General features: G+C 57.9%; 10 protein-coding genes and 1 tRNA gene. 6 read left to right on the top strand and 5 right to left on the bottom strand.

Going from position 1 to position 15,881, the window contains the following annotated elements; translation table 11 throughout:
• Positions 1–223: 223 nt before the first annotated feature.
• Entirely contained in the window at positions 224–712 is a 489-nt protein-coding gene (locus RSSM_RS26830) for a hypothetical protein (RefSeq protein ID WP_044303749.1), read from the bottom strand.
• Between the two features lie 652 nt (positions 713–1,364).
• On the opposite strand from RSSM_RS26830, the gene RSSM_RS35540 reads away from it, so the two are divergent.
• Positions 1,365–2,627 carry a tyrosine-type recombinase/integrase gene (locus RSSM_RS35540; protein ID WP_008687133.1) on the top strand — a complete coding sequence of 421 codons (1,263 nt, stop codon included), beginning with the start codon at positions 1,365–1,367 and terminating at the stop codon, positions 2,625–2,627.
• On the opposite strand, the gene RSSM_RS26810 is transcribed toward RSSM_RS35540, so the two are convergent.
• A tRNA-Arg gene (locus tag RSSM_RS26810) sits at positions 2,589–2,662 on the bottom strand. The two genes, RSSM_RS35540 and RSSM_RS26810, sit on opposite strands and share 39 nt — an antisense overlap.
• Before the next feature lie 361 nt (positions 2,663–3,023).
• On the bottom strand, positions 3,024–3,773 hold the full coding sequence (locus RSSM_RS26805; protein ID WP_044303755.1) for an LON peptidase substrate-binding domain-containing protein: 750 nt from the start codon (positions 3,771–3,773) through the stop codon (positions 3,024–3,026).
• Positions 3,774–3,966: 193 nt separating this feature from the next.
• On the opposite strand from RSSM_RS26805, the gene RSSM_RS26800 reads away from it, so the two are divergent.
• The 3 genes from RSSM_RS26800 to RSSM_RS26790 all read left to right on the top strand — a co-directional run bounded on the left by RSSM_RS26800 (position 3,967) and on the right by RSSM_RS26790 (position 9,703).
• Positions 3,967–4,551 carry a dCTP deaminase gene (locus RSSM_RS26800; RefSeq protein WP_008687129.1) on the top strand — a complete coding sequence of 195 codons (585 nt, stop codon included), beginning with the start codon at positions 3,967–3,969 and terminating at the stop codon, positions 4,549–4,551.
• Positions 4,552–4,918: 367 nt separating this feature from the next.
• Entirely contained in the window at positions 4,919–8,290 is a 3,372-nt protein-coding gene (locus RSSM_RS26795; protein ID WP_008687125.1) for a PSD1 and planctomycete cytochrome C domain-containing protein, read from the top strand.
• A 66-nt stretch (positions 8,291–8,356) separates the two neighbouring features.
• Positions 8,357–9,703 (top strand): DUF1501 domain-containing protein, encoded by a 1,347-nt coding sequence (locus RSSM_RS26790; protein ID WP_008687123.1) that lies wholly within the window; start codon positions 8,357–8,359, stop codon positions 9,701–9,703.
• 392 nt (positions 9,704–10,095) lie between these two features.
• Here RSSM_RS26790 and RSSM_RS26785 read toward each other — a convergent pair whose 3' ends face one another.
• Positions 10,096–11,172: a sigma-70 family RNA polymerase sigma factor gene (locus tag RSSM_RS26785; RefSeq protein WP_008687120.1), complete on the bottom strand. Its 1,077-nt coding sequence runs from the start codon at positions 11,170–11,172 to the stop codon at positions 10,096–10,098.
• 582 nt (positions 11,173–11,754) lie between these two features.
• Here RSSM_RS26785 and RSSM_RS26780 point away from each other — a divergent pair.
• Positions 11,755–12,450, top strand: a complete 696-nt coding sequence (locus RSSM_RS26780) for a cobalamin B12-binding domain-containing protein (RefSeq protein ID WP_236621421.1) — start codon at positions 11,755–11,757, stop codon at positions 12,448–12,450.
• 669 nt (positions 12,451–13,119) lie between these two features.
• Here RSSM_RS26780 and RSSM_RS26770 read toward each other — a convergent pair.
• Complete coding sequence (locus RSSM_RS26770) at positions 13,120–14,100, bottom strand: hypothetical protein (RefSeq protein ID WP_236621420.1); 981 nt, start codon at positions 14,098–14,100, stop codon at positions 13,120–13,122.
• Between the two features lie 306 nt (positions 14,101–14,406).
• Here RSSM_RS26770 and RSSM_RS26765 point away from each other — a divergent pair, with 306 nt between their 5' ends.
• Positions 14,407–15,600: a phosphoglycerate kinase gene (locus tag RSSM_RS26765; protein ID WP_044303753.1), complete on the top strand. Its 1,194-nt coding sequence runs from the start codon at positions 14,407–14,409 to the stop codon at positions 15,598–15,600.
• Positions 15,601–15,881: the final 281 nt, after the last annotated feature.

Raw genomic sequence — 15,881 nt, 5'->3', positions numbered from 1 at the left:
TGTGTGCCTTGTTAATTCTGGTTTGGTTCCGCCAGGTTCTATCCCTCTCCCAAATGCAACACAGGATACCCAGGAGACTCAGGATACCAAGGACACTCAGGAAACCCAGGATACTCAAGGAGGGGGCGCGGCGGTGCATCAAAAGCTGGCCATCGACTTTCAACGATTGATCGAATGCCATCGCATCAATGGCAGAGGCCAGCGACGAAACGCATTAAAGGCTTTATGCATGTCGATCATTCGTCAATGCGAAGAACGCCCCGAAGGAGAGCTCAGGGATCGGATCTTCCGGTCTTGGTGGCGTGCAAACTCGCAACACTGCGGCACAGACGAAGAAGTCAGTTGGTTGGAGTTTGATCAGATGCTTGATGAGTTGCGAGGCGATGGTTTTCTCATGGTTGTGCAATCGATTCTCGAGAGCATAGACGTGCCATCCTGGGCAGATTGCTTGAACCTTCGCCCCATCGGTCGCGAGGTGGCCAGGGTAGTCATTGCGTGCGACGTCGCCTCCCAAGGGAAATCGTTCCACCTGAGCCCCAGAACGGTCCAAAAGATAATTGGGTGCCCCGATCACACAACACCGTATCGCAACCTTCGTGCATTCGAGCGGAAGGGAATCATTGAGGTTGTCAAACGCGGTGACGCCAAACCCGGTGGCAAGGCAACAACCTACCGATTGCTCATCGAACCAGATGGCAGTTTGAGACTGCATCCCTAAGCCCCTTCCAAGCCCCATCAATACCCCTTCCCCGTCAACGAGGAATTCAATGCCAAGTTCAGCCAACCGAGACGCCGTTGCGGCGCAAGGACGCCCCAGCGAGAAGGAACTAAAACGAGCACGAAAAAGAGGTATACCACGAAAGGTCCGCCTTGTTTGTTCCAATGAATCATGCGACGAGGAAACCAAGGTTCGACGATCCGAGTTATTGAATGCGTTCCGGCATCGGTGCCCGCGTTGTGGATCACCAATGAATCGACCATGTGATTTAGGGCCGTCGTCCAAAGTTGCTAAGCAGGTTCGCAAACCCAAATAAGAGTTGCTTAGCAGGCTCCTGGGTGCCGTTTTGGGGTGCTTAGCAGGCTCTGCCGAGTCGTTCGTGTGAAATGCACCCGATTCACGCTCGCCTGCTGGCGGGTGATTGGTGGGGAGGGTTGGGGGCAGCGTTAGTTTAGGTGCACTCGGTGGTTGCAGATGATTCCTGATGCCTCCTGAGGGTGTCGAGGACGAAACTGAAACAGATTTTGTTTGACCGGTCGTTGGTGGTCGGTACTGTTTCAATCAGCGGCTAGGTTAGCTACCGAAAAGGAGTGTTCACCTACTCCCTGCCGTTGGTTTTCTTTGAGGTGATTTGCTGAGGTAAGCAATGGCAAGTTTGCGAAAAGAGTCTGACCGTGGGCGTACCGGTTGGAGGTTGCAGTTCAGGCAGTCGGGAAAGCGTCGTTCGTTGTGGTTGGGGGCTATGTCCAAGCGAGCAGCGGAAGGGGTTGCCCGGCATGTCGAGGAGTTGGTGAGGGCAAGCGCCGCGAATGTTCAGCCCGAAGCGGAAGCCGCAAAGTGGGCACGCGGTGTTGATGAGCGGATTCACAAGAGCCTGGTGAAGTGGGGCCTTACCTCGCCTCGTGTGGTGGTAGCCGAGGAGGATCGCTACGCGGGATCTTTCTTCGAACGCCTGATCACCGAGAAGTGGGAGGGCCTGACGGCACGCAACTACCGACAGGGCGCCAGCTCCTTTACGGAACGATTTGGAGCGGACCGGCTGCTCTCTACGATCACCCCCGTTGAGTTTGGTCAGTGGCATCAGTGGATGCGTAAGCAGGGGCTCGCAGAGGCCACCGCAAACAAGCGAGCCAAAATGGTTCGGACGATGCTGAAAGAGGCTGTTCGTCGGAAGATCATCGACGAGAACCCAGGATCAGACACCAAGATCGGCGGTGAAGTGAACCGAGACAGGGACCACTACATCACCCGAGAGGATGCGGGAAAGATTCTTGCGAAGTGTGACACCGAATGGGCGTTGCTGTTCGGGCTGTGCCGTTTCGCTGGCCTGCGGTGCCCGACCGAGGTAACCGGTCTGAAATGGAGCGATGTCCAGTGGGATGACTCTCGCCTGCGGATCGACAGCCAAAAGACCGGACTGAGATTCACGCCGATCTTTCCAGAGATCAAGCCGCTACTTGATGCCGCATGGGATGCTGCCCCAGAGGGCTCCACCTACGTCATCAGTCGCTACCGAGACCGGGAGGCCAATCTTCGCACCCAAATGCACCGAATCACCGAATCGGCTGGATTGGCTGCCTGGCAAAAAACGTTCGTGAACCTGAGGGCGTCGTGCCGGACTGACCTGCAGGACCGTTTCCCGGATCATTGCGTGAACACTTGGTTAGGGCATTCCAGCCGAGTAGCAGAGCGGCACTACCTGCAAACCACCGATGCCCATTGGCAAAGGGCGATCGAGGAACCGGTCGGCGGTGTCATCGGCGGTGTCATCTCTGCCGATCTAAGGGAATCAGGAGCCCCTAGCGAAGCGGACGACACGGAAAAAACCTTGTGTTTAGCGGGTGCTGATGATTCACAAGGGGAAACAAGGCACGCCCAGGTGGATTCGAACCACCGACCTACGGATTAGAAGTCCGTTGCTCTATCCAGCTGAGCTATGGGCGCGTGTGAGAATCGGCTCGTGGCCGTTGAGCGGACACTGTACTCGGCGATTGGGTTCATTGGCAATCACGGATCTTTCCACCTCGCCTGCCCGCGACAGTCTCGCCCAGACCGTGACCAACCGTTGGAGTAAAGCCTTTGGGCGACCCGGGGGGCAACCTACCGTCATGCAGGGCATGACCTACTCGCGGTAGCCCGGCGAAGGGGTGAGCCGAAGTGCGTAAGCACTCGGGTTTTGGGCCGGTTGAGCAAGGACGCGGGTTGGTCTGGACGATCGATCAACGTCTCCACCCGAGGCCTTACGGCTGTTCCGCTCACTCACGTAGTTCGGTCTTTCCAAGACCGAGGCCAACCCAACCTTCACCTAGTTAACACTGAACGGTGGCGGGAACTGGTTTCTCTCCGGCGGTTGGGCGTGCTCCTGCAGATCCACATCCTTTTCGCTCGGGCTGACCGATTGCAGCTCGATCTCGCCACGATCGATCAGCTTGATCAAATGCTCCGCTCGGGCATCAACGTCGCTCATTTCGAGCAACTTCAATTTGTCTTCCGGTTCGAACGGCAGCGTGTAGGCGATGATGTCGGTGATCGGGCCAACCCCCATTTGGCCCGCCATCAGATCGTGCAGACTCTGCTGCGACCCTGCCTTGGGAGGAATGATTTTCCCGAACGAAGTCAGCAACCTTCGTTTCAGTTTGTTGCGTTGGTCCGTCGCCGCGGGCAGATAAAAATCGTCGATCAAGTCGACTTGGGCGGATCGAAACGGACGAGTCGTCTCGAGTTCCCGCCGGATCTTCGCTCGGCGAACGCCAACGAGCAAAATATTATGCCGGTCACCGGCGAGTTCGGCGTGCGAGACAATCTTTCCGATACAAACGGTCCGCGCGATCGGTGGCGAAGCAGGATCGGCCACCGATGCGGAATCGAGCAGCGTCGCCATCGTGAGCAGTTGATCCGTCGCGAGCGATTCTCGCAGCATTTCGACATACCGCGGTTCAAAGATGTGCAACGGCTGCATCGCATGAGGAAACATCACCAACCCCGGCAGCGGGAACAGACGCACCTGCCCGTCGAAATCGTCAGGTAGTTGAGTGACGTCAGAAAATGGATCCATGTCGAACGCCTTGCGGAGTGCCCCATCGGCAGGGGGCACCTTCGAAAACTGCCGGGTGAAACGTTACAAAACGTACAGCGTGCTTGAAATATAGCGAATTCTAGGACGCCACACCGGTCACACGACGCTGAAACTCGCTAAATTACGGATTCACACCCACCGTCGGACCATCCGCATTGACGAGCGTCATCGCATGATTTTATCCAGCCAGGAACTGCTTTCACGGATGGGCGACGATATCGCGATCGACCCGTTCGATCCGACACGCCTGAACGCAAACAGTTACAACCTCGCGCTGCATGACGAGCTGCTCGTTTACGAAGAAGTCGTCCTCGACGCGGCCAGCCCCAACCGGTATCGCCGTATCGAAATTCCCGCCGAGGGGCTGACGCTGCAGCCCGGTGTGTTGTATCTCGGCCGAACGGTTGAACACACCGAAACGCGGAACCTCGTTCCCGTCCTCCATGCACGCTCGTCGCTCGGCCGTCTCGGTTTGTTTCTCAACCCCGGCGGCAGTCTTGGGCAGTGCGGTTACTGCGGCACGTGGACTCTCGAGATGCACTGCATCCAACCGGTGCGGATTTATCCGGGCATGCAGGTCTGTCAAATCTCGTATCACCAACTGCTCGGCACCTGCCAACCCTGCGAGTCCGACAAGTATCAAAATAGCACCGACATTCAGCCCAGCCTGATGCATCGCGAACTCGGCTTCGACGACCGCGACACCCAGCTCGAACTGCAACTGAATTTCGACGACGCCATCCAAGCAGCCCGATAACCCCCGGCTATCGCGTCCCCACGTCGGTCCATCTCTCCAAGACGGACACCCTCAACAAGCGAACCAAACACGCGATCAAAACGCTGGCACGCCCCACGCACCGATGCGTCCGCGTGCGCTGCCATCGGCCCAACTCAATCCCGGGGTGAGCAGTTTGCCCCCTGTTCTTGCAAAGCCCCAACAACGTGACCGCGAAAGCGAGCGATGCACGCCCCCGGCAAGCACTGTTTGAAACGCCCCCAGTTTGGAAATCCAGCCAACCAGAAATCAATACACTTGGCAATTTCGTTCTGGTACGATGATAGGATGATCCCCCGCCGCGTCTTCGTTGACGCCCCCTTCCTGCCTCACCTACCGGTGCGATCTCATGCGACAATGGTTGCTGGTCTTTGCGTGCATCGTCCTGACTTCACCCGCGATTGCTCAAACCGATGATCGCAAACAACGTCGTGAACGGTACTTCGAAAACCGCGTTCGCCCGTTGCTGATCGCGAAGTGCTACGAGTGCCACAGCGACGTCAAACAAGAATCAGGACTGCGACTCGACTCCCGCGAAGGGATCCTTCGTGGCGGCGACAGTGGCCCCGCCGCCGTCGTCAGCGATCCTGCCGAGAGCCTTCTAATGCAGGCGATGCGGTACGAAGGTCTGGAAATGCCGCCGGACGCTCCACTCGAAGAAGAGGAGATCGAGGTGTTTCAAAAGTGGGTGCGGATGGGAATGCATTGGCCGCAAGAGTCCGCACCGGCAGCAGCGAACTTGGGCGACCAAGAAGCCATCGGCAAACTCGCAAAAAACCACTGGGCATTCCAACCGATCCGTCTGCCGCAATTACCCGAAGGCGTCGACGACATCCGTACCGCCGCCACCGCATCGTCGAACACGGCGTATCCGATCACCAGCCCGATCGATGCGTTCATCAATGCCCGATTGATCGACCTCGAACTTCCCGCTGCCGCTCCTGCCGATCGCCGGACACTGATCCGCCGCGCAACGATGGACGTGACGGGATTGCCGCCGACACCGGACGAGATCGATGCCTTTGTGAATGATCCCGCGCCGCTGATGGACGCGTTCGAAAAAGTGGTCGATCGCCTGCTCGCCTCGCCGCACTACGGCGAACGATGGGGACGCTACTGGCTGGACCTGGCACGTTACGCGGACACGCAAGATTGGCGGGCGCAGGCGGACGTTCGATACCCGTTCGCCTACACGTTTCGAGACTACGTGATCGATTCCCTGAACGACGACAAACCCTACGACCGCTTTCTCACCGAACAAATCGCCGCTGACCAGCTCGGGTTACCTTCCGATGCACCGGAGTTAGCCGCATTGGGTTTGATCACCGTCGGCCCGCGGTTTCGCAACAACCGTCTCGAACGTGCCGCCGATCAAATCGACGTGCTCACCCGTGGGCTGATGGGATTGACGGTCGCGTGTGCCCGTTGTCACGACCACAAATACGATCCCATTCCGATCGAAGATTACTACTCGCTCTACGGCGTCTTTGCGAGCTGCGAGATCCCTGCCGAGTTTCCTGATATCGCAAATGAGCCAACCGACAAACAACTGGAGCGAGATTTTCGAAAGCAACTCGAGCAAGCTCAAACCGCGATGACGGCCTACGGCAAAAAACTCCGCCGGGAAGCGATCGCCGCCCTCACCAAAGACTGCAGGCCATACTTCGCGGGCTACTACGACATGCACGTGGGCAGCAAGAAACAAATTCGCGCCATCGTCAGCAAACATAAAGTCGAACACACCGCGATGACGCCACTGGCGAACAGCCTTTCCCAATTGACGAAGCAAAAAGGCCGTGTGAAGCATCCCGTTTGGGGCGTCTGGGCCGAGTCGCTTTCGATCTCGGAAGAACAATTCCAAACGCAACGCGAAGCACTGCTAGCGAAATGGAAATCAAGCGAGCAAATCAATCCTCACCTGCGTTCCGCGATTGTGAACACCGAACCCCAAACCCGCCAAGACGTTTTGAACACGTACGCGAAGGTTTTTCACGGCGTGCTGAAGCGATGGCAACAATTGATCAAGCAAAGTCCCGACGCTGATCGAATTCACAACGGTGCTGACGAACAAATCCGGCGCGCGTTGTTGGGAAACGACGGGCTGTTCATGCTCGACGAAGACGCCGTCGTTGCCGCATCGCGTTTGCTCGGCACCGGTCGCCGCAAGCTCGGTGACCTTCAAAAAGCGATCGGCGAGGTCTACGCGACTCACCCCGGGGCACCTCCCAAAGCGATGGTGATCCGCGACAAAGAGAAACCGATCAATCCGTTTGTGATGCTCCGCGGGGAACCCGCGCGTCGCGGTGATCGGGTGCCACGGCGATTCGTTTCCATCGTTGCCGGCCAAAACGCCGACCCGTTTACCCGAGGCAGCGGACGCGCCGAACTCGCCGCCGCGATTGCCTCGGCCGACAACCCACTCACCGCCCGGGTGCTCGTCAACCGTGTCTGGAGCAAATACTTCGATCACGGGTTGGTCGATGCGGCCGATGATTTCGGGTTGCGGTCGTCACCGCCATCACACCCCGAGCTACTCGATTGGTTGGCGTGGGAGTTCATGGATCACGGTTGGTCGCTGAAATGGTTACACCAAACAATTCTCTCGTCGGCAGCCTACCAACGCAGCAGCGCCGCGTCAGACCGAGCAAGTGAGCACGATCCGGAAAACCGTTACCTCAGCCATCAGAACCGAAAACGGATCGACTTCGAAGCGATGCGGGATTCCATGTTGGCGGTCAGCGGCAAACTCGACCGCCGCATCGGAGGTCGCAGCGTCAAGCTATCCCAGACGCCATATTCAACACGCCGAACCGTCTACGCCTATGTCGACCGTGTCGAACTCGATCCGATGTTGCGTGCGTTCGATTTCGCCACCCCGACCACCTCGACGGCGCAGCGATCGGTCACGACGGTACCGCAGCAGTCGCTCTTTGTGATGAACCACCCGTTCGTGATCGAGTGTGCCAAGGAACTCGCCGCCCTCGTTCGACCGTCCGCGTTAACAACCGACGCCTCGACATCCCAACCGAACACGGCGATCAACAAACTTTTCGAGCGGGTACTCGGACGAAACGCTTCCCCCAAAGAGTTCACGACACTGAACGCGTTCCTTTCGGTCGCCCGACAAGCCAACGAAACCACGACGCCGGTTTGGCAGTACGGTCTCGGCAATGACGCCTCCAACGAGTTGACGTTCGAACCATTGACCCACTGGACCGGACAACAATACCAATTCGGCGACGACTTTCCTGACGACCAACTCGGATACGTCCGCTTAACCGCACACGGCGGGAACACTCCCCGCGACCGAAACCGCACCGTCGTTCGGCGATGGGTGTCCCCTTTCAATGGGGCCGTCCGTATCTCCGGCAAACTCCGTCACGAACGGGAAAAAGGCGACGGTGTCTACGCGACCGTTCGCTGCGAAACGGTTCCGTCGCCGCCGATCTGGTCGGCTCACAACAGCGAGTCCGATACCAACATCGATCGGGTCCGAGTCACGATCGGCACCACGATTGACTTCGTCGTCTCTCCCGGAAAAAACGGCTCGAACGATGTGTTCTTGTGGGCTCCGGAGATTCGGTGCGTGGACGGCCCCAATCCGGACAAACGATGGAACGCGTCGGATGACTTTGCGCCCCCGCCGGTTCCACCTCTGGACGAATGGGAACAACTCGCCCAAGCCCTGATGCTGACCAATGAATTCTTCTATTTGGACTGAACGCCGATGACTCGCCATGAAACCTGCCGGCTGCCTTCCCGGCGCAGTCTCCTGCAACAATCAGGGATGGGGTTGGGGATGCTCGCCGCATCGAGCTTGCTCGCCGAAGAAATCAACACCGGCGGCGACTCTCTCGCCCCTCGCCAGCCACACCATCCGGCTCGTGCAAAAAGGGTCATCCATATTTTTGCTAACGGCGGACCGTCGCAGATCGATACGTTCGATCCCAAACCGATGCTGCAGAAGATGCAAGGCAAAACTCTCTCGAAACAACTCGAGAAGGACCGGCGTCTCGGCGGTGTGGCTCATGGGTCACCGTTTCGATTCAGCAAACACGGAAAATCGGGAATCGAGATCAGCGAACTGTTTCCCAAGCTCGCCAAGCACGCCGACGACTTGTGCGTGATCCGGTCGATGGTGACCGATGTTCCCAATCATGAACCGGCACTGCTGATGATGAATTGCGGCGACATTGTTCGCCCTCGTCCGGCCGTCGGCTCATGGGCGTTGTACGGGCTCGGAACGGAGAACCAAAGCCTGCCCGGATTCGTGGCAATGTGCCCCAAAGGTTTACCCACCGCAGCGACCGCGAATTGGCGGAGTGCTTTCCTGCCGGGGATCTATCAAGGCACGTATGTTGATTCGCAGTACAACGATCCGGATTTGTTGGTGGCGAACATTCAGAACGAATACCTGCTCGCCAAGCAACAACGCGAACAGATCTCACTGGTCCAGAAACTCAACGCGATGCACCTCGCCGATCGTCCCGGGGACCATGCTCTCGAGTCGCGTATTCAGTCGCTCGAACTCGCGTTTCGGATGCAGGGAGAAGCCTCCGATGCGTTCGACGTCAGCCGCGAACCCGCTCATGTGCTCGACGCATACGGGGACACGCAGCAGGGCAGGCAATTGCTGATCGCGCGACGCTTGGTCGAACGCGGCGTGCGTTACGTGCAGGTCTATCACGGTGCGGGACAACCGTGGGATGCGCACGCGAACATCGCAGTCGGGCACCGTCGCCTGGCGAAAGAATGTGACGGGCCGCTCGCCGCGTTGCTGGGCGATTTGAAACAAAGCGGAATGCTGGAGGACACGCTCGTTATCTGGGGCGGAGAAATGGGGCGAACCCCAACGGTGCAGCTTCCCGTCGGTCCGAAACCCGGCCGCGACCACCACGACGACGGCTTCACCATTTGGATGGCCGGCGGGGGAGTCAAATCAGGTCACGTTCACGGTACCACCGACGAGGTCGGTCTGTCCGCCGTCGAGGATCGGGTGCACGTTCACGACCTGCACGCCACCATCCTTCATTTGCTCGGCTTCGATCACAAGAAACTGACCTACCGCTACAGCGGCCGAGACATGCGGCTGACCGACATCCACGGCCACGTCGTCGAAGGCATTTTGGCGTAGTCTCGTCAGCATCAAAGGCCGTAGCGAATGTCGCCAAGACATCCGGCCATCAACGCTCTCCGCCGAAACTCTTGGCGGTTTGTCGATTTAATCAAGAGTCAACCTGTTTTCGTTTAACCGGTAGCCGTAGGCGACGCTTGACGGAACGCAACCTACCCTTCGGGCACGGGTTAAACGAAAATTGAACGGTATTGCGTTTAACCGGTAGCCGTAGGCGACGTGCAGTGGAAAGTAGGTCGTCTACGGATGCCCATTAAACGAATAAATCAACAGCCCGCCAAGACATGCGGCGATCCTAGCCCCCCCTGCCGAAACTCTTGGCGAGTTTCGCTACAGTAATTTCTAAAACAGTCGGCCGTGTTCGGAACGCTGAGACCGAACCCGCGACGCGGTTAACCTTCCAGTTCGGCCAAGTCCGTCGTACCGGCCATCGCACGCAGTTTATCCATCGCACGTCGCTCAAGCTGACGCACGCGTTCTTTCGAAACGCCCAAACGATCAGCGAGAGATTGAAGGGTGTGAACGCGGCGGTGTGATCCGAGTGAGAACCGTGCACGGATGATGAACTTCTCGCGACGGTCCAAATCACCGAGCATCACGCTCAAACGACTTCGCAACTCGTGCCATCGTTTTTCACTGATTGCCGATTCCCGTTCTTCTTCACCGATGTCGATATCCATGTCCTGCAATCCTCCCATGACTTTCTGGCGTTCTTGCTGTCGCAGGACAACGGTACGGTACGCGTTTCGGCGAACGACCTGCGTCGCGTAGGTACTGAAACGGAAACCACGGTCAAAGTCGAACTTCTCGACGCCACGGATCAAGGCAACGATCCCATCGCTGAGCAGTTCGTCAAAACTGTTGTTCGGATTCACGAACTTCTTCACGATCGAGAACACCAAACGCAAATTGGCTTCCACGATCCGGTCGCGATGCCAATCCGCGAGTGCCACGTACAGTTCAATCAACTCGAGACGATGACGTGAAGGACGATCGGGGTTCAGAACGCTGCGGTGGATCGCCGCTTGTTGGAGCAGATAGTTCATCCGCTCGAACAGCAAACGTTCCTGTTCGGGTTTGAGCAACGGGGCTTCGCACAACCGTCCGAGGTGGATCGGCAAATCCACACCGCTGCGTCGGATCGCGGCAATCCCGAGGGCAGTCTGTCGCTCCGCCAAACCGAGTTCTTCGGCGAAGATTCGTTTGCCTTCTCGGGCCGAACTGAAACGTTCGTTGCCGATGAAGTCGATCTCTTGCCGCAGACGTTGTTTCGTGATCACCCGCAATTCTTCCGGGGTCGCGTTTTCCAAATTGCGGACCTGATCGCGAGTCTCGGCGATCGGCACCGCCAGCTCCGTGCACTGCACCCAAGCAGGCATTCGGGCGGCGACGGACGATGCCGTCAAACCTTCGAACTGATTCGGCTGGGAGGCCGCCTTTCGAGACTTGGACTTGGTTGAGGAACTCATATTCGTGACCTAAAGCTGCTCGACAAGACTGAACATTAGTAAACGCCGCAGGCTGCAAACTGAGACGACAGGCAATGAACGTTTTCATTCCTGAAAACGTTCATTGCACTCAGGTATATGCGTGCGGGTGATGATAGGCAAGCGGAAGAGTGATCTTTTTTTACAAAAATGAACGTTTTTCAGTTTTGATTCATTCGTTCACTTTGGAAATTCCGAATTGACGCTGACATACACTGCATCGAAACGATCAAATTCGTCCGAAAAACGTTCACCCGCTGGGTACACACGTTCAAGATGATCGTTTTCTAGTTGCGTCCGTCATCAACTCTCGCCGAAATTCCCAAATTGGCTGCAGAACAACCACTCTTTTCGCCGAAACAAGTCGCTTGCGCCCTGAGCGTCAGCGAGTCGTCCGTAAAGCGGTGGTGCGATTGCGGTGCCATTTGCAGCCAAAAAACGGCTGGAGGCCACCGAAAAATTTCTCTCGAAGCGTTGCAGCGTTTCCTAGCGACCTCGCAGAGGAGTCTTTGCAAGCCGGAAACGTTGGGTTTGCCGAAGATGCTGCCGACGAGGCACGTCTGCTTGGAGGGAAAAAAATCTCCTCGAAACCAGTGCTTTCGCGACGCCTTGGCTCGCGGTGAGTTTGAGACCTGCCGCGGCCTGCTCTATGAGATGGTCGACGAGGGGGCGTCTCGCAGTCAGGCGGCGGAGTGCTTGATTGCCGACGCAATGCACGGCGTTGGTAAGGCGTGGCAGTGCGAAGAGATCGACGTTTACCAGGAACGCAGGGCGTGTGACGTCGCTCTGCGTTTGATTTTCGACCTCAACAGTTCCCTGCCACCGGTCGCTGAGGATGCGCCGGTGGCAATCGGCGGGTCGCCCATGTGCGATCCATATCAACTGCCGACCGCTCTGGTGGAACTGACCCTGCGTGAGGTTGGCTGGAAAGCGACCAGCCTGGGCAATCAACTGCCGCTCGAGAGTTTTATCCAGGCAACGGTGGACTGTCGCCCGCATCTGGTTTGGCTGAGCGTTTCGTCGATCGATGACGAAGACACTTTTGTCGCCAGGCAAAATCGGATGGCCGAATCGCTGGCCGATGACGTCGTTTTGCTAGTCGGCGGGCGGGCGTTAACCGATTCGCTGCGTCCGCGTTTGCGATTCACCGCTCACTGCGATTCCCTACGGCAACTCGGCGAGATGGCTGAGATCCTGCGTTTGAAATTCGAATATCAAAACGCTCAGGCGTGCGCAGAGGCCTCATCGAACCACGGGTAAATCGGCGGTCGCAAAAAAACGTTCACTCGGTTGCCATCGCCAGCACCCCAGCCACCTGACACCTGCGACAAAGCGCCCGCATGTGGGCAACCAAACATCGACCGATGCGCAGGTGCGCACCCGGCGTCGCGTGCTCGGCAGACAGGATTTTCCGCAGACAGGCTTCCCAGCCGACAGGGTTTCAAAACCGGGCGAATCTTTATCTCCGGCGAATCTTCATCACCGGACGGTGGAAAATCCGGCAGCAAGCCTTTGCGTTGTGAATGCAAACCTGTGCGTTGACCGCGGCTCTCTGGGTCGAAGAGCCGCGGTCGTAACGTGAATCGCCCCCGCGGGCGTGGCAATCACGTTGTTCAAAATGACTCGGATGGAATCGAGCATTTTCATTTGCAAAGGGTTTCCGATTTCTGGCGATTCCGGCTGCGTCGGTTCGCGTTTCGGAACAGCCCAGCAGATGTCAGCTCTGCCCAGCCCAGCAGATGCCCAGCCCAGCGGATGCCCAGCCCAGCAGATGCCAGCCCAGCCCATCGCCCTCTACGTTTTGCCTGTCTGGCTGCCCAACCGTCTTGCCTGTCCGTCTTGGAAAGACGGCCCTACGTGCATCGCAACACTCTGTCTCTCTTGCTCCCATCCGAAGTCTCGGCGGCTCTGGTTGCGCCTGTCATTTGGTCAGCGGTTGTAGGCGTTTGCTCGCGAATCCGAACGCGCCATTTCGCTGGATTCCTGATTGCTCGAATCGGCCACGGTCGATCGGGTCGACGAGCTGCGGCCAGCGGGCTGGCCTCGGCGGGCGACAGTGACAATCGTGTCGGCGAAAGCTTTTCGGATCGGCGGCTCGACTTGAGGCAACCGGTCGGCAATGTCCAACATCGCCGACGGGTTATGGCTGCTCGACTGGCTCACCTGAGCGATAAAATGGGCGGTTTGCATGAAATTGCTGTCGGCCGATCGTCCGATGATTGGACTGAGCGTGCGGGCGATCAGATCGATGCCGAGGCTTTCGAGTTGCACAAAACAATCGAGCGTTCCCGACACGGTCGTTTGCCCGTCGGAGCCTTTCGCGTAGCTGGAGTGCAGCACGAAGACGCCTTTGCCGCGGATCGGCGTGGGCGTCATTTTTCCGTCGTATGATCCGTCGACGACAAAAATATGCTGCGACGCGTCGCCGTAAACCAAATCGACGCTACACACCGTCCCGACGCCGTCTTGGGCTTCGATCTGGTACGGCCCCAAACGGCGGCTCTGGACCTTGGTAATTTCCATCAAATCCCACAACCCGACCAATACATCTGGGTTGCGGGTCAGGAACAAGAACATGTCACGATCGCACGTGATCGCTTGGCTGGGCAGTTGCCGAAACAGCGTCGGGTTCTCGGCGATTTCGAGAATCTGCGTGCGAGCGGCCGGGGTCAGACGATCCAACGGCAACGAGTTGATGATGGAACGACGATGAGCCGCAGATCCGACCCGCGGCTCTTCCTCCGCGTTGCCGCCCCACCGGGGAACCGACGGAAATCGGCGAGCAGGGGTGTTTTGAGCGTGCAGATTTCCCGCCAACACGATCCAGATTGAGCAGCCGGCGACCAGCGTCCGGATCAATCGCAACGTAAAGCGCGTGCACAAGTCGTCCATCACGGGTGTGGATATCACCAGCACCGCCCCCATACTTGCAAAAAAGTAGCGTTCACCTCACGGCGCCGTCGCGACTCGTTCCACCAAGGTCGCGACAGACCGGCACCGACTGCAATTCGTTCACAACGGACCGCAGGGATGCACTCTCTGGTTTCGGTTATGCGGATAGTGAGACGTGAGGAAACCGTGACGGAGAGATCGAAAAAGCATCGTCCCCTTCGCGACCGCAGGAATCTGTCCGATACTGGGCCGCCCGCTCGAATGAACATCAATCCGATTTCGAACTTCCCTGCTTTTTTCCAATCAACCGGAGCACTTTTTCCGATGGCCAAGAAAACGATCGACCAAACCGAAGTCCAAGGCAAAACCGTCCTGATGCGGGTCGATTTCAACGTCCCACTCGATGAAAACCTCGCCATTACCGACGACCGCCGAATCCGCATGGCATTGCCCAGCATCAAAAGCGTGGTGGACCGCGGCGGCAAACTCATCCTGATGAGCCACCTCGGACGCCCCACCGGTGGCGAAGGCGACGAAAAGTTTTCTCTGCAACCCGCTGCCACTCGTTTGGGTGAATTGCTCGGCAGCACTGTTCATTTCGCAGCAGACACGGTCGGCGATGATGCCACCGCCAAGGCCGCCGCACTCGGCGAAGGCGAAGTCCTCGTGCTCGAAAACCTTCGCTTCAACCCGGGCGAGAAAAAAGGCGATGCCGAATTCGCCGGCAAGCTCGCCGCGATGGCCGACGTGTACTGCAATGACGCGTTCGGAACCTGCCACCGCAAAGACGCCTCGATGGTCGCCGTACCGGAAGCCATGTCGGGCAAACCACGCGTCGTCGGACACCTCGTCGCCAAAGAAATCGCGTACCTCTCCGATGCGATCAGCACACCGGCACGCCCCTTCGTCGCCATCCTCGGCGGTGCCAAAGTCAGCGACAAGATCAACGTGATCAACAACCTGCTCGGCATTTGCGACGCGATCCTCATCGGCGGCGCGATGGCCTACACGTTCTCGCTCGCCCAAGGCGGCAAGGTCGGCAACAGCTTGGTCGAAAAAGACAAAGTCGATCTGGCAAAAGAACTGCTCGCCAAGAGCGACGGAAAACTGCACCTGCCATCAGACACCCACTGCGGCGACGATTTCGGTAATATCGCCGGATGCAACAAAGCGGTCGTGAAAGCCGGCGAAATTCCGGACGGCATGGAAGGCCTCGACATTGGCCCGGAAACCGCCAAAGCCTATAGCGAAATCATCAAAGATGCCAAAACGGTCGTCTGGAACGGACCGATGGGCGTGTTCGAAAAACCACCAATGGACGAAGGCACCAAAGCCGTCGCGCAAGCGGTCGCCGACAGCGATGCAACCAGCATTATCGGCGGTGGCGACAGTGCCGCAGCAGTCGAGCAACTCGGGTTCGCCGAACAGGTCAGCCACGTCAGCACCGGTGGTGGTGCGTCGCTGGCGATGCTCGAAGGCCAATCCTTCGCCGCAGTCGACTTGCTCGACGAAGCGTAAGCCTCACCGCAAAACGTCTTCGCATCCAAACCCTGCCGCAGGCTCAACCTCCGGCAGGGTTTTCTCATGCGCAAAACAAACACCGAACACCGTAGCGAATGTCGCCCAGACATTCGGCACCCCACGCCCCCTGCCGAAACTCTCGGCGAGTTTCGCTACGTCGGTTCCGCTCGCGTCGCCCTCACCCAATTCCATAGGGTTTCCGATTTCCGTCAAAGCATTGTGACTTTGGTTCAGGGCACCCGATTTCCGCAAATCTGCGGAAATTTAGGCGTACAATT

It is taken from the genome of Aporhodopirellula sallentina SM41 (assembly GCF_000346505.1).
Lineage (GTDB): Bacteria > Planctomycetota > Planctomycetia > Pirellulales > Pirellulaceae > Rhodopirellula > Rhodopirellula sallentina.
Note: the sequence above shows the minus strand (reverse complement) of the source record. Positions and strands in the feature narration are given on the sequence as shown.

What these genes read in the sequence shown, in the direction of transcription:
- RSSM_RS26830 (WP_044303749.1), bottom strand. Translation starts at nt 712, where the DNA reads ATGCAGTCTCAAACTGCCATCTGGTTCGATGAGCAATCGGTAGGTTGT.
- RSSM_RS35540 (WP_008687133.1), top strand. Translation starts at nt 1,365, where the DNA reads ATGGCAAGTTTGCGAAAAGAGTCTGACCGTGGGCGTACCGGTTGGAGG.
- RSSM_RS26805 (WP_044303755.1), bottom strand. Translation starts at nt 3,773, where the DNA reads ATGGATCCATTTTCTGACGTCACTCAACTACCTGACGATTTCGACGGG.
- RSSM_RS26800 (WP_008687129.1), top strand. Translation starts at nt 3,967, where the DNA reads ATGATTTTATCCAGCCAGGAACTGCTTTCACGGATGGGCGACGATATC.
- RSSM_RS26795 (WP_008687125.1), top strand. Translation starts at nt 4,919, where the DNA reads ATGCGACAATGGTTGCTGGTCTTTGCGTGCATCGTCCTGACTTCACCC.
- RSSM_RS26790 (WP_008687123.1), top strand. Translation starts at nt 8,357, where the DNA reads ATGGGGTTGGGGATGCTCGCCGCATCGAGCTTGCTCGCCGAAGAAATC.
- RSSM_RS26785 (WP_008687120.1), bottom strand. Translation starts at nt 11,172, where the DNA reads ATGAGTTCCTCAACCAAGTCCAAGTCTCGAAAGGCGGCCTCCCAGCCG.
- RSSM_RS26765 (WP_044303753.1), top strand. Translation starts at nt 14,407, where the DNA reads ATGGCCAAGAAAACGATCGACCAAACCGAAGTCCAAGGCAAAACCGTC.